Genomic DNA, 18,499 nt, shown 5'->3' with positions numbered 1-18,499 from the left:
GAGCGAGCCTGCTCGCGAAGAGGTCGGCACATTCACCATTTATGTTGCCAGACACACCGCCTTCGCGAGCAGGCTCGCTCCCACAGTTTGATCGCTTTTCAGGCCTGGCATGGACGTCAGGCCAACTTTCCAACGGGTCCCCAAGGCCCGTTTTTTTATTCCCGCCCCAATCAATTCCGCTAGTCCCATTGGACGATGTTGCCCCTCCCCGAACCCGCTTGAATAGGCCCACATAAAGTCTCCCCCGGCAGCCGCCGAAGGGCGGCACGGCCTGAGCAAAACGAGGAGTGCATCCATGGATATCCGTGGTCTGGGTTACGTCACCCTGTTATCCAGCGACCTGGCGCAATGGCGCCACTACGCAAGTCAGGTGCTGGGCATGATGGTCAGCGGCGACGATGAGCTTCTGTACCTGAAAATGGACGAGCGCCACTACCGCATTCTGGTACAGAAGAACGCCGAAAACGGCTTTGGTGCCTGCGGCTGGGAAGTGGCCGGCAAAGCGGCCCTCGAACAGGCGGTTGTCGAGCTGCAACAGGCCGACGTACAAGTGACTCGCGGCAGCGCGGCCGAAGCCGAACTGCGCAAGGTCCAGGAACTGGTGCACTTCACCGACCCGGATGGCAACCGGCACGAAATCTTCTGGGGGCCATTACAGGACTTCGCCCGTTTCGTCTCGCCAGTCGGGGTCAAAGGTTTTGTCACCAACGACCTTGGCATGGGCCACGTCGTACTGCCAGCGCCAGCCTTCGAGCGCTGCCGCGACTTCTACGAGCAAGTGATGGGTTTCGGCCTGTCCGACCTGATGAAAGTCCGCTTCACCCCGGACCCGGCTGAGCCGCAAAAGCGCATTCACTTCCTGCACTGCAATAACGGCCGCCACCACTCGCTGGCGATTTTCGAGTGCCCGATGCCCCACGGCTGCGTGCACATGATGGTCGAGGTCAATGCGCTGGATGAAGTCGGTCGTGCCCTGGACCGCGTTCACGCCAACGGCGTGAAAATGTCGGCCACCCTCGGCCAGCACACCAACGACCAGATGATTTCTTTCTATATCAAGACCCCGTCCGGGTTTGACCTGGAATACGGCTGCGATGGCCTGGTGGTCGACTGGGATCGCCACACGCCGTTCGAAAGCACCGTGGTCAGCCACTGGGGCCACGACTTCAGTGTCGGTCGCCAATGAGGAACAAGACGATGGACAAACAAATGACCACCGCCGAGATTGTCGGCCAACTGCGTGACGGCATGACCATCGGTATCGGTGGTTGGGGCCCGCGGCGCAAGCCGATGGCGCTGGTGCGCGAGATTCTGCGCTCGGACCTCAAGGACCTCACCGTCGTCGCCTATGGCGGAGCCGATGTCGGCATGCTCTGCGCCGCCGGCAAGATCAAGAAACTGATATTCGCTTTCGTCTCCCTCGACTTCATTCCGCTGGAGCCGTACTTCCGCAAGGCGCGCCAGGAAGCGGCGCTGGAAGTGATGGAAATCGACGAAGGCATGTTGCTACTTGGCCTGCGGGCGGCGGCTATGAACGTGCCGTTCATTCCGACCGCCGTGGGCCTGGGCACCGATGTGCTGCGCCATAACCGGCAGATCAAGTTGATCGCCTCGCCGTATGCCGATGGCAAGGATTGGGTGGCGATGCCGGCGCTCAAACTCGACGCGGCGCTGGTGCACGTCGATCGCGCCGACAAACGTGGCGTGTGCCAGATCAGCGGCCCGGATCACTACATGGACGACCTGTTCGTGCGCGCCGCGACCCACAGCTACGTGACCTGCGATGAACTGGTCGACAGCGATTATTTCCACGCCAATGCCAGCCACGCGCACCAAGTGTTCTGGGAACGCAACCTGACCACCGCCGTGGCCCACGTGCCAGGCGGGGCGCATCCGTCTTCGTGTGCGCCGCTGTACGGTTTCGACGTCGCGCACTTCAAGGCCTACAACGCCACCGTGCAGGCCGCCGACGGCTGGGAAGGTTACGTACGCGACTACGTCGCCTGCACCCACGAACAGTATCTGCAAAAGGTCGGCGGCCTGGCTGCGATCCGTGAACTGCCGTTGCCGATTTTCTAAGGAAGCCTTCCGATGAGCACTACTACTTACAGCCTCGCCGAGCTGATGATTTGCGCGGCCTCCGAAGCCTGGCGCGAAGACGGCGAAGTGTTGGCGTCCGGCATCGGCGTGATCCCGCGCCTGGCCGCGTCACTGGCCATGCTGACCAGCAACCCGCAACTGTTGATGACCGACTCCGAAGCCTACATGGTCGCCGAACCGGTGCCGTTGGGTGCACGCAATGGCTACGAACCCAAGCGCGACAGCTGGATGGGATTTTCGCGGATTTTCGACAACGTCTGGGGCGGCAAACGCCACGCACTGGTCGGCCCGACCCAGATCGACCGTTTCGGTCAGGCGAACATTTCCTGCATCGGCGACTACGCCAAACCCAAGGCGCAGATGCTCGGTGTGCGCGGTTTTCCCGGCAACTCGATCAGCCATGCCAACTCCTTTTGCGTGCCGAGCCATAACCGTCGGGTGTTCGTCGAAGGCGAGGTCGATATGGTCGCCTCGGTTGGCTACAACCCGGCCCGCCTGGCGCGCGGTTGGTCCCTCGACGACATCGACATCCGCCTGATCATCACCGACCTCTGTGTCCTGGATTTTCAGGGGCCATTGCGGCAGATGCGCATTCGTTCGCTGCACCCCGGCGTGACCGTGGCGCAAGTCCAGGACAACACCGGTTTTGAATTGCATGTGCCGGACAACTGCCCGACCACCGCAGCACCGACGGCCGAGCAGTTGCAACTGATCCAGCGCCTGGACCCGCACAACCTGCGCGCCCTGCAACTTAAAGACAACCCGCCAGGCCAACGCTGAGCAACGCGTTGCGGAGAAAAGTGATGGCTGAACATAACGATAAGAACCAGGCCGACGTGGTGCTTTACGAAGTGCAAGGCGCGGTGGCCCTGGTCACCATGAACCGCCCCGAGTACCACAACGCGCAGAACTCGCAGATGACCTACGCGCTGGACGCGGCGTTTCGCCGGGCCTGCGATGACGATGCAGTGAAGGTCATTGTGTTGCGTGGCGCCGGCAAGCATTTCTCCGCCGGACACGACATCGGCACGCCGGGCCGCGACGTCGACAAGACCTTCGATCGCGCCAGCCTGTGGTACGACCATGTGAACAAACCGGGCGGCGAGTTTCTCTATGCCCGCGAGCAGGAAGTCTATCTGGGCATGTGCCGGCGCTGGCGCGAGATGCCCAAGCCGACCATCGCCATGGTCCAGGGTGCGTGCATTGCCGGTGGGCTGATGCTGGCCTGGGTCTGCGACCTGATCGTCGCCAGTGAAGATGCCTATTTCGCCGATCCGGTGGTGCGCATGGGCATTCCCGGCGTCGAGTATTTCGCCCACGTGCATGAGCTCAATCCGCGCATCGCCAAGGAATTCCTGTTCCTCGGCGAACGCATGCCGGCAACCCGTGCTTATCAGATGGGCATGCTCAACCGGGTGGTCGCCCGCGACGAACTCGAACAGCAAACTCTCGACATCGCCGGGCGCATCGCGCAAATGCCGCGCCTGGGCCTGCAACTGAGCAAGCAAGCGGTGAACAACGCCGAAGACCTGATGGGCAAGCGCGCGACCATGGACATGGTGTTCGGCCTGCATCACTTCGCCCATGCCCACAACGAACTGGTGTCCGGCGACCGCCTCGGCGGTTACGACGCCAAGGCCATGGCCAGTTCCCAGCGCAAAACGGGCGGGGCGTGAGCATGGCGATCTCGCTGAACACCCGATTGACCGAACTGCTCGGTTGCCGCTACCCGATCATCCAGACCGCCATGGGCTGGGTCGCCGACCCGAAACTGGTGGCGGCCACGGGCAATGCCGGTGGCTTCGGTTTTCTCGCCGGGGCGACCATCGAACCGCAGCAGATGGAAGCGGCGATTATCGAAACCCGGCGCCTGACCGATCAGCCGTTCGGTGTGAACTTCCACATGTACCAGGCCAATGCCGGCGAGATCGTCGAGTTGGTGTTGCGCCACAAAGTCCGGGCGGTCAGTTACAGCCGGTCGCCCGGCAAGCAGATGATCAGCCGCTTGAAGGACGCCGGCGTGGTGTGCATTCCCACGGTTGGCGCCCTCAAGCACGCGCAGAAAGCCGTGGAAATGGGTGCCGATGCGGTGACCGTGCAGGGCGGCGAGGGGGGTGGGCATACCGGTTCCGTGCCGACCTCGCTGCTGCTGGATCAAGTGGTCAACGCGGTATCGGTGCCGGTGGTGGCAGCCGGTGGCTTCAAGGACGGCAAAGGGTTGGTTTCGGCCCTGGCTTACGGCGCCGAGGGCATCGCCATGGGCACGCGCTTTCTGATGTGCGCCGATAGCCCGGTGCCGCAAGCGACGCTGGCGCGTTACCTGGCGGTCAAGGACCCGGCGGCGATCATCATCAGTCGTGCCATCGACGGCATGCCGCAACGGATGATCCGCAACGAATTGCTTAACCAGCTGGAAAACAGCGGCGGCCTCAAGCGCCTGTTGCTGGCGTTGCAGAGTGGTCTGGCCTACCGCCGCCACACCGGCGCCAGCCTCACGCAACTGCTCGGCAGCGCCTTGAAGATGCGCGGCGCCGGGGAGCTGACCGCCGCGCAAAGCATCATGGCTGCCAACGCGCCGATGGTCATCCAGAAAGCCATGGTCGACGGGCAACCGGCCGAAGGCGTATTGCCCGCCGGGCAGATCGCGGCCTCCATCGACAGCTTGCCCAGCTGCGCCCAATTGATTGAACAGATCGTCCGCGACGCCGAAGCGCGTCTGGGCGAACTGTGCCGCCGTGTGTCGTGAAGGGGCCATGCATTGTGAAGGAAGGAAACCATGAAACCATTTAGCGTGAGTATCGATAACGGCATTGCGGAGTTGGTGTTCGACCGGCCACCGGTCAACGCCTTCAACTGCCAGGGCTGGGCCGACATCGCCAGCGAAATCGAAAGCCTGGGTCGCAGCGCCGAGGTGCGGGTGATCGTGATCCGGGCCGAAGGGCGCGGCTTCTGCGCCGGGGTCGACATCAAGGAACTGGCCTCTGACGGCAACCTGATCGTCGCGGTGAACAAGGGCAACTACGACAGCTTCAAGGCCATCCACCGCAACCCGAAACCGGTGATCGTGGCCGTACACGGTTTTGTGTTGGGTGGTGGCATTGGCATCTGCGGCGCCGCCGACATCATTGTCGCTTCCGAGTGCGCGACCTTCGGTGTGCCGGAAGTGGATCGCGGGGCCATGGGCGGCGGGGCGCATTTGCAGCGGCTGTTCCCGGTGCAGAAAGTCCGCCACATGTACTTCACCGGCGAGCCGATCAGCGCCGCCGAAGCCTGGCGCCTCGGTGCCGTCGAACAAGTCGTCAAGCGTGAAGACTTGCGCGAAACCGCGTTGCAGATCGCCCGCACCATCGCCGCCAAGAGCCCGGGCATGATCAGCCTGGCCAAGGAAGCGCTGACGGGCATCGAAGACGGCAACCTCGAAGACAAGTACCGCTGGGAGCAGGGCTTCACCCTCGAAGCCTATCGCTCACTGGACTCTCAGGAAGCACGCGACTCGTTCGTCGAGAAACGCGATGCCCGATTCAACGGCTGAAGGCATATCCATGGACCTGACCTATACCCCGGCCCAGCAGGCCTTTCGCTTTGATGCGCGGACCTGGCTGGCGGCCAATGTACCGAGTGAACCGCTGCAATCGTTCGACACAGAGCTTGGTTTTTCCCAGCACCGCGCCTGGGAGGCCAAGCTCAATGAAGGCCGTTGGGGCATGGTCACCTGGCCGACCGAACTCGGCGGGCGCGGTTGCGACCTGATCGAGTGGCTGATCTTCGAAGAGGAATACTACCGTTGCGGGGCGCCGGCACGGGTCAACCAGAACGGTATCTTCCTGCTCGGCCCGACGTTGATGGAATACGGCAGCGAAGAGCAGAAAGCACGTTTTCTGCCGCGCATGGCCACTGGCGAAGATATCTGGGCCCAGGCCTGGTCCGAGCCGGGTGCCGGTTCCGACATGGCGGCGATCCGCTCCAAGGCTGAGCGAGTGGGCGACCACTACGTGATCAACGGCCAGAAAACCTGGTCGACCCGCGCGGTGTGGGCGGATTGGGCGTTCGGTATTTTTCGTACCGACTCGCAGTCCCAGCGTCATAACGGGCTAACGTTCATCCTGCTGCCGCTCAATACACCGGGCATCACCGTGCGGCCGATCCCGCAACTCAATGGCTTGCCGGGGTTCGCCGAGATCTTCTTCGACGACGTCAAGGTCCCGGTGGAAAACGCCCTCGGCGGCGAGGGCATGGGCTGGCATGTGGCGATGTCCACCGCCGGGTTCGAACGCGGGTTGCTGTTGCGCTCACCGGCACGTTTTCAGGAAACCGCCAAGCGACTGGTGCAGCTGTACCAGGCCAACCGCGAGCAGGCCGACCGCGACCCGGCCATTGGCGAAGCGGTGATGCGCGCCTGGCTCGATGCCGAGGCCTACACCCTGAGCACCTACATGACCGCCTCGCAACTGGTGCAGGGCGGCAAGATCGGGCCGGAGTCGTCGACCAACAAGATCTTCTGGTCGGAACTAGACCAGCGCATGCACGACACCGCCATGAGCATCCTCGGCCTGCGTGGCGAGCTGCTGCCCGAGGCTCCCGCTGCCGGCGACGTCGGCCATTGGCTGGAAGGTTTCCTGTTTGCCCAGGCCGGGCCGATCTACGCCGGCACCAACGAGATCCAGCGCAACATCATTGCCGAACGCATGCTCGGCATGCCGCGCGCCTGAGGAACAGACCATGGATTTTAGTTTCAGCCGCGACCAATTGCTGTTTCAGGACAACGTCCGCAGCTTCCTGATCAACGAAGTCACTCCGGAACGCATTCGCGAACTGTGGCAGAGCGACAGCGGGCGCAGTGACCCACTCTGGGCGCAACTGGTGGCACTCGGCCTGAGCGCCCTGACCGTGCCCGAGGCGCAGGATGGCATGGGCATGAATGAGCTGGACTTCGTGCTGATTGCCCAGGAGTGCGGGTACGCCGGCCTGCCCGAGCCGCTGGTGGACACCATGCTGATCGGCGTGCCGATGCTTGCCGCACTGGACGAGCAACATGCCCCGCTCAAGCAGACTTGGCTGTCGCGAGTTGCCGAGGGCCAGGCACGTCTCGCGGTGTCTGAACCGGGTAATCCGCTGGTCAGCGATGCCCATGTTGCTGATCTGCTGCTGTTGGCAAATGGCGATGAGGTGCATGCGCTGCAGCGTGATGCCGTGCGCCTGACCCGCAATGAATCGGTCGATCCGAGCCGGCAGTTGTTTCAGGTCCAATGGACGCCGACACCGGCCACCTGTGTCGCCAGTGGTGAACAGGGCCGATGTTTGTGGGCCGATGCCTTCAACCGTGGCGCCCTCGCCAGTGCCGCGCAGTTGCTGGGGCTGGCCAAACGCATGGTCGACCTGGCGGTGGACTACACCTTCGAGCGCAAGCAGTTCGGCAAACCGGTGGGTTCGTTCCAGGCGGTCAAGCATTTGATGGCCAACGTCGCGGTGCAGATCGAGTTCGCCAAAGGCCCGTTGTATCGCGCCGCGTATGCCATCGCCGAGCAACAACCGGGGCAGGACGTGTTCGTGTCACACGCCAAACTGGCGACGGCGGAAGCGGCCATGCTCGCGGCCAAGAACACCATCCAGGCCCACGGCGCCATGGGGTACACCTGGGAAGTCGACCTGCATCTGTTCATGAAACGCGCCTGGGCGCTGGACAAGGTCTGGGGTGATCGCGGTCACCACAAAGGGCGGATTCGCGCGGCGCTGTTCGATGGCCAATCCGCGCTAGGTGCGGGCAGTACGTTCTAATCCGTGACGAACCCCCTGTGGGAGCGAGCCTGCTCGCGAAGGCGGCAGCACATTCAACATTTTTGTCGACTGAACTGACGAATTCGTCGGAACGCCGCCCGGAGCAGGCTCGCTCCCACAGGTTTTTGTCACCTTCAATGCCTGATTTCAGTTTCTTCACCGAGGTAGACCATGCCTGAAGCCTATATTGTCGACGCCCTGCGCACGCCCATCGGACGGCGCAAGGGTGGTCTGAGCCAGATTCACGCCGCCGACCTGGGCGCCCATGTCTTGCGTGCACTGGTCGAGCGCAACGACATTCCCGATGACGATTACGACGATGTGATCTTCGGCTGTGTCGACACCATCGGCCCGTTGGCCGGGGACATTGCCCGCACCAGTTGGCTGGCCGCCGGTTTGTCACAATCGGTACCTGGCACCACCATCGACCGGCAGTGCGGTTCGTCCCAGCAAGCGGTGCACTTCGCCGCACAAGCGGTGATGAGCGGCACGCAGGATGTGGTGATTGCTGGTGGTGTGCAGACCATGACCCAGATCCCGATTTCCTCGGCAATGATCGCCGCCGAACCGTTGGGCTTCACCGATCCGTTCAGCGGCTCTGAAGGCTGGGTACGACGCTATGGCGCGCAACCACCGACGCAGTTTCGTTCGGCGCAGATGATCGCCGAGAAGTGGGACCTGTCCCGGGCGCAACTTGAAGCCTATTCGCTGGAGTCCCATCGACGTGCCTTACAGGCCATCGAGCAAGGCCGCTTCAACCGCGAGATCGTGCCACTGGCCGGTGTACGGCATGACGAAACCCCGCGCCAGACCAGCCTGGAGAAAATGGCCGAGCTGGAGTTTCTGTTCGGTTGCGACCGGGTGACCGCCGCGGTATCCAGCCAGACCTGCGATGCGGCCAGCGCGATGCTGATCGTCTCGGAGGCGGCGCTTAAACGTTACGGCCTGACACCCCGTGCGCGTATCCATCACCTGAGCGTGCGCGCCGAAGACCCGATCTGGATGCTCACCGCGCCGATCCCGGCCACGGCCTACGCGCTTAAACGCGCGGGGATGAAACTGGAAGACATCGACCGCGTGGAAATCAACGAAGCCTTCGCTTCGGTGGCCATGGCCTGGTTGAAAGAGACGGGCTATCCGCACGAACAGACCAACGTCAACGGCGGCGCGATTGCCCTCGGCCATCCGCTCGGCGCTACCGGCACCCGCTTGATGTGCAGCCTGCTGCATGAGCTGGAGCGCAGCGGCGGACGCTTCGGCCTGCAGACCATGTGCGAAGGCGGCGGCCAGGCCAACGTGACGATCATCGAACGTTTGTAATCAGCAAGCTCACCGATCCTGTGGGAGCGAGCCTGCTCGCGAAAGCGGCATGACAGGCAACATCAATTTTGAATGTGCCGGCCTCTTCGCGAGCAGGCTCGCTCCCACAGGGAGATGTGTCGCCCAGTAAAGAATTTGAGTGGAGCAGCAACATGAAAATCTGTGAAAACCGCGTCGTCATCATCACCGGTGCCGGCGGCGGACTGGGCCGCGCCTACGCGCTGGCCTTCGCTGCCGAAGGGGCGAAAGTGGTGGTCAACGACATCAACCGCGAAGCGTCGCTGGCTGTGGTCGGCGAAATCCTCGGCCAGGGCGGTAGCGCAGTGGCCAACAGCGACGACATCACCCGCTATGACTCGGCGGCGCTGATCGTGCGCCAGGCGATTGAAACATTTGGCGGTCTGAACGTAGTGGTCAACAATGCCGGTATCTGCCGCGACCGCATGTTCGCCAGCCTGACCGAAGCCGACTGGGACGCCGTGGTGGCCGTGCACCTGAAGGGCCATTTCTGCATTTCCAGCCACGCCGTGAAGTACTGGCGTGAACAGGCCAAGGGCGGCGCGAAGGTCGATGCGCGGATCATCAACACCAGCTCCGGCGCCGGTTTGCAGGGTTCAATTGGCCAGTCCAACTATGCGGCGGCCAAGGGCGGTATTGCTTCGCTGACGCTGGTGCAGGCCGCTGAACTGCGCCGCTACGGGATTACCGTCAACGCTTTGGCCCCGGCCGCGCGCACCGGCATGACCGAGCAGGTGTTCGCCGACACCATGAAAAAGCCTGAAGGAGGCTTCGATTACTTCGCCCCGGAAAACATCGCGCCACTGGTGGTGTGGCTCGGTTCCGAAGCTTCCGCCGAGGTCACCGGGCAGATGTTCGAAGTCGAGGGCGGCAAGTTGTCGATTGCCGACGGTTGGCGCCGCGGCCCGGAGCTGGACCGCAAGGGCCGTTGGGCGGTTGGCGAGATGGGTCATGCGATTGCACAGTTGATGACCGAGGCCGTTCCGGCGGCGAAGGTGTACGGCAGCTGAAAAAGAACGGTCTCGGGAGGGCGCGGGTGGCTATAATCGGCCCACGTTCCCTCCTGTCATCACACGAGACTGCCATGACCATTGCCCTGTACGACGCCTCCGTTCCTGTTTTCCAGCAAATGCTCAACGCCCTGAGCGACGTGCTGAAAAAAGCCGAGGCCCACGCTACCGCCAAGAACATCGACCCGAACGCCTTCCTGCAAGCCCGTCTGTACCCGGACATGTTCCCGCTGGTGCGTCAGGTGCAGATCGCCGTTGATTTCGCCAAGGGCGTTTCCTCGCGTCTGGCTGAAGTCGAACTGCCGAAGTACGACGACAGCGAAACCACCTTCGCCGAACTGCAGGCGCTGATCGCCAAGGTCCTGGCCTACATCGGCGAGTTCACGCCTGAGCAGATCAATGGCAAGGAAGGCATCGAGATCGTCACCCGTCCGGGCACGCCGAAAGAGAAGCGCTTCTCCGGCCAGGCTTATCTGTTGACCTACGGCCTGCCGCAGTTCTTCTTCCACGTCACCACCACTTACGCACTGCTGCGTCATAACGGCGTTGAAGTGGGCAAGCGCGATTACATGGGCGCGTTCTAAACCGCCCAGGTACAAAAAAGCCCCCGCAGCCTTTGGTTGCGGGGGCTTTTTCATTTGTACGCTTTTTTCAGCTACACCATCAATCCTTGTGGGAGCGAGCTTGCTCGCGATGGCGGAGTGTCAGTCGACAGCTTTGTTGAATGATAAAACGCTATCGTCGGAACGCCGCCCGGAGCAAGCTCGCTCCCACAGGGTCCTCGGTGTTAGGCCAATCTTTGGGCCTTCTGTTCTTCACCGAGGCAAGCGGCTGCGGTGAACAGGACATCGGTAGACGAATTCAGCGCCGTCTCCGCCGAATCCTGCAACACACCAATAATGAAACCAACCGCCACCACCTGCATGGCGATTTCGCTAGGGATGCCGAACAGGCTGCACGCCAGTGGAATCAATAGCAGCGAACCACCAGCCACGCCCGAAGCACCGCAGGCACAGATCGCCGCAACGACGCTGAGCAGAATGGCGGTGGGAATGTCCACGGCGATCCCCAGCGTGTGCACGGCCGCCAGAGTCAACACGGTGATGGTGATGGCTGCACCGGCCATGTTGATGGTCGCGCCCAGCGGAATCGATACCGAGTAAGTGTCTTCATGCAGACCCAGGCGCTTGCTCAGTTCCAGGTTGACCGGAATGTTCGCCGCCGAGCTACGGGTGAAGAACGCAGTGATGCCGCTCTCGCGCAGGCACATCAGCACCAACGGGTATGGGTTGCGGCGCAGTTTCCAGAACACGATGAGCGGGTTCATCACCAGCGCCACGAACAGCATGCAACCGAGCAACACGGCCAGCAGGTGGGCGTAGCCGATCAACGCACCGAAACCGGAGGTGGCCAGGGTCGAGGCCACCAGACCGAAGATCCCCAGCGGCGCGAAGCTGATCACCAGACGCACGATCACCGTCACGCCATTGGACAGGTCGCCCAGCACTTCGCGAGTAGTGTCGCCCGCGTGGCGAATGGCGATGCCCATGCCGATAGCCCAGGCCAGAATGCCGATGAAGTTGGCGTTCATCAGCGCGCTGACCGGATTGTCGACCACGCTCAGCAGCAGGCTTTGCAGCACTTCACCAATCCCGCCCGGCGCGGTCACCGCAACGTCATGGGTCGACAGCACCAGGCTGGACGGGAACATCATGCTGGCAACCACCGCGACCACGGCGGCGGCAAAAGTCCCCAGCAGATACAGGAACAGAATCGGCCGGATGTGGGTTTCCTGGCCGTGCTTGTGGTTGGCGATCGAGGCCATGACCAGCACGAACACCAGAATCGGCGCGACCGCTTTCAGCGCGCTGACGAAAACTTTACCGATAAACGCCGTGGACTTCGCCGTTTCAGGCGCGAGCAAGGCCAGGGCAATACCGGCTATCAGGCCGATCACGATCTGCGTGACCAGACTCAGGCGTTTCAGGCGTTGCAAAAGAGAAGGGGATGAAGCGGTCATAGAACGGCATCTCTGATTTTTTATAAGTGCATGGTTTCGTCGTAGTTGCAGCAACAAGCAGGGCAGGCCGCAGACGGGAAACCGAGAGGGGAGCACACGGTGTAGAACGCCGCATTCCTTGTGGGAGCGAGCTTGCTCGCGATGACGCTGGCACAGTCGACACTTTCGTTGTCTGACAGGCCGCCATCGCGAGCAAGCTCGCTCCCACAGGTTGCCCCTTGAATGATCGGCATTGATCACAGGGTGTACGTTTTGCAGGGCGCGGACTTTATCACAGCGTAGGCACGATCCTTCAGACCTGTGACGAACTGCCACCCTGGCATTCAACGCGAATTGCAGGTTCGTGCAACCGCATCCGCAATCACTCTGTTAAGATTCGCCATCCTCATTTTCATATTGCCAGTGGGCCTTCGGGCTATCGCTGGTGTTCTCGTTTTCTGGAGTTTTGCATGCTGTTGCCCATCCTTCTGTTGTCTGCCGCCGGATTCACGGTGCTGACCACGGAATTCGTCATCGTCGGCCTGTTACCAGCGATCGCCCGTGATCTTGACGTCAGCATCCCGCAAGCGGGGTTGCTGGTGACCCTGTTCGCCTTTACCGTTGCTGCGTTCGGACCGTTTCTCACGGCGTACTTCGCCCGCTTCGAACGGCGCAAGCTGTTTATCTCGGTGTTGATCATGTTTGGTCTGGCCAACACGCTGGCGGCACTGGCGCCGAATATCTGGGTAATGGCGTTCGCGCGGCTGATTCCGGCGCTGGGGTTGCCGGTGTTCTGGGCCTTGGCCAGTGAAACAGCGGTCGATATTGTCGGGCCGGATTACGCCGGACGTGCCATCGCCAAGATCGGCTTCGGCATTGTCTGTGCCACGGTGTTCGGCATTCCGGTTGGTACGTTGATTTCCGATGCGTTCGGCTGGCGCAGTGCTTTCGCCATTCTTGCGGTCATCGCCTTCGCCAAGGCGTTGCTGCTGTTTATCTATCTGCCGAAGACGAACCTGCACCAGCATCAGGTCAGCTTTCGTTCGCAGTTCAAGATCCTGCGCAGCCCGTTGATGATCGGTCACGTGTTGCTGTCGGTGATTGTGTTCAGCGGCATGTTCACCGCCTACACCTATCTGGCGGACATCCTTGAGCGCCTGGCCGGGTTCAACGGCACGGTGGTCGGCTGGTGCCTGATGGGCTTCGGCGCGGTCGGGTTGATCGGTAACTCGTTGGGTGGTCGCGCGGTGGACCGTCATCCGCTGATGGCTTCGATGATGTTCTGCGCATTCATGATCGCCGGCCTGGTGGCGCTGGTGCCAAACATTCATTCGCCTCTCGGTCTGGCGGCGGCGATGGGCATCTGGGGCGTGACGCAGGCGGCGATGTTCCTGGTCAGCCACGTGCGCTTGATGAAAGCCGCGCCTGAAGCACCGGCGTTCGCCGCGTCGCTGAACATTGCCGGAGCCAACCTCGGGATTGGCCTGGGGGCCATGGTCGGCGGGCGGGTGATCGACAGTGTTGGCCTGCAAGGCCTCGGTTTCGCGGCGGCCGCTTTTATCCTGGCCTCGATCCTGTTGGCCATCGCGTTGATGACCTTCAAGCCCCGCGAAGTCTGCGCCTGAGGCGTCACAGTTCGGTAAACAACTCGCGTCGGGCACCTTCGGTAATGGCGACAATGCCAGGGTGCTTGACCTTGCGTTCCACCGAAATGGCGTAGAACGACTCGCTGACCGCGTCGGTCTGGCCAATCACTTGCACGCCGCATTGGCGTTGCACTTCGTCGGCGATCACGCTCGGGCCGATGAAAATTCCGCTGCCGGACTGGCCGAAAGCCTGCATCAAGGCACTGTCATCGAACTCACCGACGATCTGCGGCTGGATCTGCTGCTCGGCGAACCAGCGCTGCAAGCGGCTGCGCACCACGGTTTCCGGCCCGGGAATCAGCAGGGGTGCGCCGTGCAGGCTGCGGGGAAAATCCCTGCCGTAACGCGCCGCCAGTTCGGCCGTGGCAAAGAAACTGATTCCGCATTCACCGAGTTTCTGGCTGTAGCCCTTGATGTCCAGGTGCGACGGCATCGGGCTGTCGGAAATCACCAGGTCCAGGCGCTGGATGGCCAGATCGGCCAGTAGCCGCTCAAGCTTGTCTTCGCGGCAGGTGATGCGCAAAGGCTCATTCAATTCCATGGTCGGCGCGATCAGGCGATAGACGATGGACTTGGGTACCACGTCGGCCACGCCCACGCGAAACAGGATCTGCTGCTCATTGGGCTGCGCCCGCAACATCAATTCCAGTTCGCCCCCCAGCTGAAACATTTGCTCGGCGTAGGGCAGGGTCTGTCGCCCCGCCTCCGTCAGCTCAAGCTGCCGGCCAACCCGGCGGAACAACTCGATGCCATAGGTTTGTTCGAGCAGCGAGATCTGCCCGCTGATGGTTTGTGGCGTCAGGTTCAGTTGCTCGCAGGCGCGCACAATGCTGCCAGTCTTGGCTACCACCCAGAAGTAGTGCAGCTGTCGATAATTCAACATAAGTACGGTCCCCTGTAGGAGCTGGTAGGAGCTGTCGAGTGAAACGAGGCTGCGATCTTTTGATCTTGGCGCACATGAGCAACATCAAAAGATCGCAGCCTGCGGCAGCTCCTACACAAAGCAGAAAGCCTGGATTCGATAAAACCGAAGTATAACCGCTAAAAATACGAATTTTCCTGAAGTATTGGATTCCCTAGAATCCCTCGCTATCAACGGGCCATCGTTTCGGCTGCGTTCGTTATATCGAGGAATACACAATGAAATTTAAAGCCACGGCACTGCTGATCACGTCTTTACTGGTTCTGGCCGGTTGCGACCAGGCAGAAAAAAGCGCCCAGCAGTTGATGGGCAAGGCTGCCGAAAGCGCCAAGCAAGCAATCGACGACACCCACAAGGCCGCCGAGCAAGCGCTCAGCGATGCCACCGGCGGGCTGATCAGTAAAAAAGAATCATCGGAAAAAGATTCGGAAAAATCTGATTCTTCCTCCCAGGAAATCTAAACCGTCTTACAGCGAGTCAGGACTGACCCATGGAATACCTTTTACAGTTAGCCGCCAGCCCCACTGCCTGGGTCGCCCTGGCCACCCTGGTGGTGATGGAAATCGTGCTCGGCATCGATAACCTGATCTTCATTTCGATCCTGACCAACAAACTGCCCGAGCAGCATCGGCAGAAGGCGCGGCGCATCGGTATCGGCATGGCTTTGATCCTGCGCTTGGGCTTGCTCAGCACCATCGCGTTCATTGTTCAACTGACGGCACCGGTGCTCGAGATTTTCGGTCATGCGTTTTCCTGGAAGGACATGATCCTGATCGCTGGTGGCCTGTTCCTGTTGTGGAAAGCCACCACCGAGATCCATCACAGCATGGATCCGGCGCCAGACGATCCGAAGTCGGCTACCTCGACCGTGACCCTGGGCTTTGCCGCGGCGATCGGGCAGATCCTGATGCTGGACATGGTGTTCTCCATCGACAGCATCATTACCGCTGTCGGCATGACCGAGCATTTGCCGATCATGATCATTGCGGTAGTGGTGTCGGTGCTGGTGATGTTGCTGGCGGCTGATCCGTTGGCCAAGTTCATCAATGACAACCCGACGGTGGTCATGCTGGCCCTGGGCTTCTTGATCATGATCGGCATGACGCTGATCGCCGAAGGTTTCGGCGCCCACGTACCGAAGGGCTACGTCTATGCCGCGATGGCGTTCTCGGCAGCAATCGAAATGCTGAACATGATGTCCCGGCGGGCAAGGCAGAAGCGGGTTAGCGCTCAAGCCTGACCCTCGCTGAAACGAAACGGCCGCCTGGAGTCCAGGCGGCCGTTTTTTTTGATGACCGAATGCTGTCGCTTAGTGTGCTGTGGCGTGTGGTGGGGCTTTGTCGGTTTTCGCCAAAGGTGCCGGCTGGACAGGGTGATGGTGCCGGCGGGTAATGCGCAGAACGCCCCATAACATGGCGGCGGCTACTGCCAACCAGCCAGAAATCAACATTACGATTGTCATTGCCAGGCTCATCGAGGCCTCCTCTTTGCCCTGCAGCGGGCACACACGCTATCCAAGTGACAGTCTAGTCGCTGGCGTGTTTCAGGCTATTGACCAAAGGTCGGCTATCACCAACCAGTTTGCTCTATCAGATGCAATCAACTGCCGGTTAAGGCTATACCGCTGCGGTGCGGCGTCCTATGATCGACGGCCAAGCCGGGAATGCAATTGCCTGGCAGTTGAATAAGAGAGTGATGATGGTGCGAGTAATGTCTCGAATGCTGTCGGCGGTGCTGATAGTGGGGTTCGTTGTCGGCCTGGCGGGTTGCGCGGGGAGCGTTGCGCCGCAGATCAAGCGTCTGCCAGAGCGTGTCGAGCTTAGCGGCAGGTTCTACAAGGGCGTGGCGAACCAAAGCGGGCCACAAGTGCTGGCGAGCATGCTGTCCCAGCAGGGCATCGTGATCACCCCTGGCTTGCTCGATAAACCCTTGCATCTGCCGGGCGGCGAGGGGCAATTGCAACAGAACATGCAGAACCTCGCCCGTGAATACGGAATGATGGTCTATCCCCTCGACAGCAATCTGTCGGCCTTGTTGACCCAGGTCGCCGCCGGTTATCCGGTGATGGTGCGCTTCACAGAGGGCTCGGCGCTCTGGGCCGAGCCGCGTTACGCGATCTTGAGCGGCTACAACCGTCAGAAGCAGACCGTCTTGCTGCGTGCAGGTATGGATCAGCGGTTGATGATGGGTTTCAGCTCGTTCGAATCGGCGTTCAAAGACGCCGGTGGATGGGCGGTGTTGATCCAGAATCCGACCCAGTTGCCCGCTCAGGTCGATCAGCAACGCTGGCTCAAGGCAGCCAACGACCTCGCTCAGGCAGGACAGGAACAGGCTGCCGCCGAGGCGAAGCAAGCGTTGGGCGCGCAGTAAGCCCGTTCGTCACCCGCCGGGCACCTGTGCCCATTGCCAGCCTCTTATGCAAAAGGCCCGGATTTTCCCGGGCTCTCAGGAGGTGCCATGGCACATTCCAATACCCCCGACGGCCCTCACTCGTCCGAGCATTCGTCTGGCGATGAGTTGGGGTTCGATCCCGACTCCCCGGACCTTGCTGATCCGGCGGTCGATCCAATCGGGCCGGCCAAGGCACCGAGGGATGTGAAGCCGGGTGACAACTCCAAGGCTCCGGCCAAACCCTACGATCCACTGGGTGATCTGAAACCCTAGGTCTATTGGAGGTGCGTATGTCTACCGATTCGAGTTTCAACGACAAACGTCCGGAAACCGTACCGACCACTCCTGAGCAGGACACGGACCCGGTTATGGATCCGGACAGTCCGATGCGCGATCCGCTGGCGCGGCCGACGGTGGTGCCGACTCAGCATCCCCAGGGCTGGCGCGACCCCAGTAAAGGTGATGGCATTCCGGATGATGACCAGATGCCGTTACCCAACGATTGATTGCGGGAGTCGCTCGCGTATTTACCCGATCTACTGTGGCCTGCTCTCGATGGCGGCCTGTTGTCGGAGTACATATCCATTCCTGCGGTAACGGCCACCTGCGGTTTCGCTTTTACAGCGAGTCACTTGGAAAAGCCCCAAGTAACCAAGGGCTCTTGCCCCTGGCGTTCGGTGCCTCGCTGTGGCTCGGCATGCCCTCGCTCCGGTCCTGCTCCGTGGGTCGCCGCGATGGGCCATCCTTGGCCCAGCGCGGCTAAACCGGCATCCATGCCGGTTTGCCCACTGCGCAGAACCTCCACTCGGCCTCTCGAGGGGGCAAGAAAATCAAGAGCAAAAGCAGAGCGAGGCGGCCTTAAAGCCGACCTGATTGCAGGTCTGTCCGGATTCCCCTGTGGGAGCGAGCCTGCTCGCGATGAACGTCCAGACAACGCGATCATCCAGACAGGGCGCGTTATTGTTGACGACCATCGCGAGCAGGCTCGCTCCCACAGGGGATCAGGTACAGCCGTAAAAGTCAGGTCGGCTGTCAGGCCGCCTCGCTTTGGCTTTGGATTTGGGCGCCCCGTTAAACCACGATGGCCGAACGCAGGCATTGCGCAGTGGGTAAACCGGCAGGACGCCGGTTTAGCCGCGCTGGGCCAGGGATGGCCCATCGCGGCGACCCACGGAGCAATGCCTTCGTTACGGCATGCCGAGCCCTAGCGAGGCACCGAGTGGTGGGGCAAGAGCCTGTTGCTTACTTTTCGCTGGGCCGGCATTCCGGCGTTTGGAAAAGTGAGTCGCCGTAAGGGCGAAACCATAGGTGGCCGTGA

At 61.4% G+C, this 18,499-nt stretch carries 19 protein-coding genes; 17 read left to right on the top strand and 2 right to left on the bottom strand.

The features are described from left to right. Positions 1-295 precede the first annotated feature (295 nt). The 11 genes from ACA054_RS22020 (at position 296) to ACA054_RS21970 (ending at position 10,807) form a co-directional block, all read left to right on the top strand. Positions 296-1,186 (top strand): VOC family protein, encoded by an 891-nt coding sequence (locus ACA054_RS22020; protein ID WP_497686146.1) that lies wholly within the window; start codon positions 296-298, stop codon positions 1,184-1,186. Positions 1,187-1,197: 11 nt separating this feature from the next. Further along, positions 1,198-2,079, top strand: coding sequence for a CoA transferase subunit A (locus ACA054_RS22015; RefSeq protein WP_497686145.1), 882 nt, complete (start codon positions 1,198-1,200; stop codon positions 2,077-2,079). A 12-nt stretch (positions 2,080-2,091) separates the two neighbouring features. Next, complete coding sequence (locus tag ACA054_RS22010) at positions 2,092-2,880, top strand: CoA-transferase subunit beta (protein ID WP_497686144.1); 789 nt, start codon at positions 2,092-2,094, stop codon at positions 2,878-2,880. Between the two features lie 23 nt (positions 2,881-2,903). Beyond that, positions 2,904-3,776, top strand: a complete 873-nt coding sequence (locus ACA054_RS22005; RefSeq protein ID WP_497686143.1) for an enoyl-CoA hydratase — start codon at positions 2,904-2,906, stop codon at positions 3,774-3,776. A gap of 2 nt (positions 3,777-3,778) precedes the next feature. After that, a complete protein-coding gene (locus ACA054_RS22000) occupies positions 3,779-4,846 on the top strand; it encodes an NAD(P)H-dependent flavin oxidoreductase (RefSeq protein WP_497686142.1) in 1,068 nt (355 codons plus the stop codon). Between the two features lie 30 nt (positions 4,847-4,876). Next, positions 4,877-5,632 (top strand): enoyl-CoA hydratase family protein, encoded by a 756-nt coding sequence (locus ACA054_RS21995; protein ID WP_497686141.1) that lies wholly within the window; start codon positions 4,877-4,879, stop codon positions 5,630-5,632. Between the two features lie 10 nt (positions 5,633-5,642). Beyond that, entirely contained in the window at positions 5,643-6,809 is a 1,167-nt protein-coding gene (locus tag ACA054_RS21990) for an acyl-CoA dehydrogenase family protein (RefSeq protein ID WP_497690356.1), read from the top strand. A gap of 10 nt (positions 6,810-6,819) precedes the next feature. After that, positions 6,820-7,875 carry an acyl-CoA dehydrogenase family protein gene (locus ACA054_RS21985; RefSeq protein WP_497686140.1) on the top strand — a complete coding sequence of 352 codons (1,056 nt, stop codon included), beginning with the start codon at positions 6,820-6,822 and terminating at the stop codon, positions 7,873-7,875. Between the two features lie 171 nt (positions 7,876-8,046). Further along, positions 8,047-9,195 carry an acetyl-CoA C-acetyltransferase gene (locus tag ACA054_RS21980; protein ID WP_497686139.1) on the top strand — a complete coding sequence of 383 codons (1,149 nt, stop codon included), beginning with the start codon at positions 8,047-8,049 and terminating at the stop codon, positions 9,193-9,195. Positions 9,196-9,347: 152 nt separating this feature from the next. Beyond that, complete coding sequence (locus ACA054_RS21975) at positions 9,348-10,223, top strand: SDR family oxidoreductase (protein WP_497686138.1); 876 nt, start codon at positions 9,348-9,350, stop codon at positions 10,221-10,223. 74 nt (positions 10,224-10,297) lie between these two features. Then, positions 10,298-10,807: a DUF1993 domain-containing protein gene (locus ACA054_RS21970; RefSeq protein WP_497686137.1), complete on the top strand. Its 510-nt coding sequence runs from the start codon at positions 10,298-10,300 to the stop codon at positions 10,805-10,807. A gap of 203 nt (positions 10,808-11,010) precedes the next feature. On the opposite strand, the gene sstT is transcribed toward ACA054_RS21970, so the two are convergent. Continuing rightward, positions 11,011-12,243: a serine/threonine transporter SstT gene (gene sstT, locus ACA054_RS21965; RefSeq protein WP_497686136.1), complete on the bottom strand. Its 1,233-nt coding sequence runs from the start codon at positions 12,241-12,243 to the stop codon at positions 11,011-11,013. A gap of 449 nt (positions 12,244-12,692) precedes the next feature. Between sstT and ACA054_RS21960 the strand changes: the two genes are divergently transcribed. Further along, positions 12,693-13,847, top strand: coding sequence for an MFS transporter (locus tag ACA054_RS21960; RefSeq protein ID WP_497635705.1), 1,155 nt, complete (start codon positions 12,693-12,695; stop codon positions 13,845-13,847). Positions 13,848-13,851: 4 nt separating this feature from the next. On the opposite strand, the gene nhaR is transcribed toward ACA054_RS21960, so the two are convergent. Then, complete coding sequence (gene nhaR / locus ACA054_RS21955) at positions 13,852-14,751, bottom strand: transcriptional activator NhaR (protein WP_497686135.1); 900 nt, start codon at positions 14,749-14,751, stop codon at positions 13,852-13,854. Positions 14,752-15,008: 257 nt separating this feature from the next. On the opposite strand from nhaR, the gene ACA054_RS21950 reads away from it, so the two are divergent. The 5 genes from ACA054_RS21950 to ACA054_RS21930 all read left to right on the top strand — a co-directional run bounded on the left by ACA054_RS21950 (position 15,009) and on the right by ACA054_RS21930 (position 17,687). Then, a complete protein-coding gene (locus ACA054_RS21950; RefSeq protein ID WP_497686134.1) occupies positions 15,009-15,251 on the top strand; it encodes a hypothetical protein in 243 nt (80 codons plus the stop codon). 29 nt (positions 15,252-15,280) lie between these two features. Beyond that, the gene (locus tag ACA054_RS21945) at positions 15,281-16,030 is read left to right on the top strand and encodes a TerC family protein (protein ID WP_497686133.1); all 750 of its coding nucleotides are present in this window, start codon (positions 15,281-15,283) and stop codon (positions 16,028-16,030) included. 401 nt (positions 16,031-16,431) lie between these two features. Then, entirely contained in the window at positions 16,432-17,160 is a 729-nt protein-coding gene (locus tag ACA054_RS21940; protein ID WP_497686132.1) for a peptidase C39 family protein, read from the top strand. An 87-nt stretch (positions 17,161-17,247) separates the two neighbouring features. After that, positions 17,248-17,454 carry a DUF6021 family protein gene (locus ACA054_RS21935; RefSeq protein ID WP_497635700.1) on the top strand — a complete coding sequence of 69 codons (207 nt, stop codon included), beginning with the start codon at positions 17,248-17,250 and terminating at the stop codon, positions 17,452-17,454. Between the two features lie 17 nt (positions 17,455-17,471). After that, the gene (locus tag ACA054_RS21930) at positions 17,472-17,687 is read left to right on the top strand and encodes a hypothetical protein (RefSeq protein WP_497686131.1); all 216 of its coding nucleotides are present in this window, start codon (positions 17,472-17,474) and stop codon (positions 17,685-17,687) included. The last annotated feature ends 812 nt before the right edge of the window (positions 17,688-18,499 follow it).

It is taken from the genome of Pseudomonas sp. LBUM1653 (assembly GCF_059716115.1).
The sequence above is the reverse complement of the archived record's forward strand: the minus strand, read 5'-3'. Positions and strand labels throughout refer to the sequence as shown.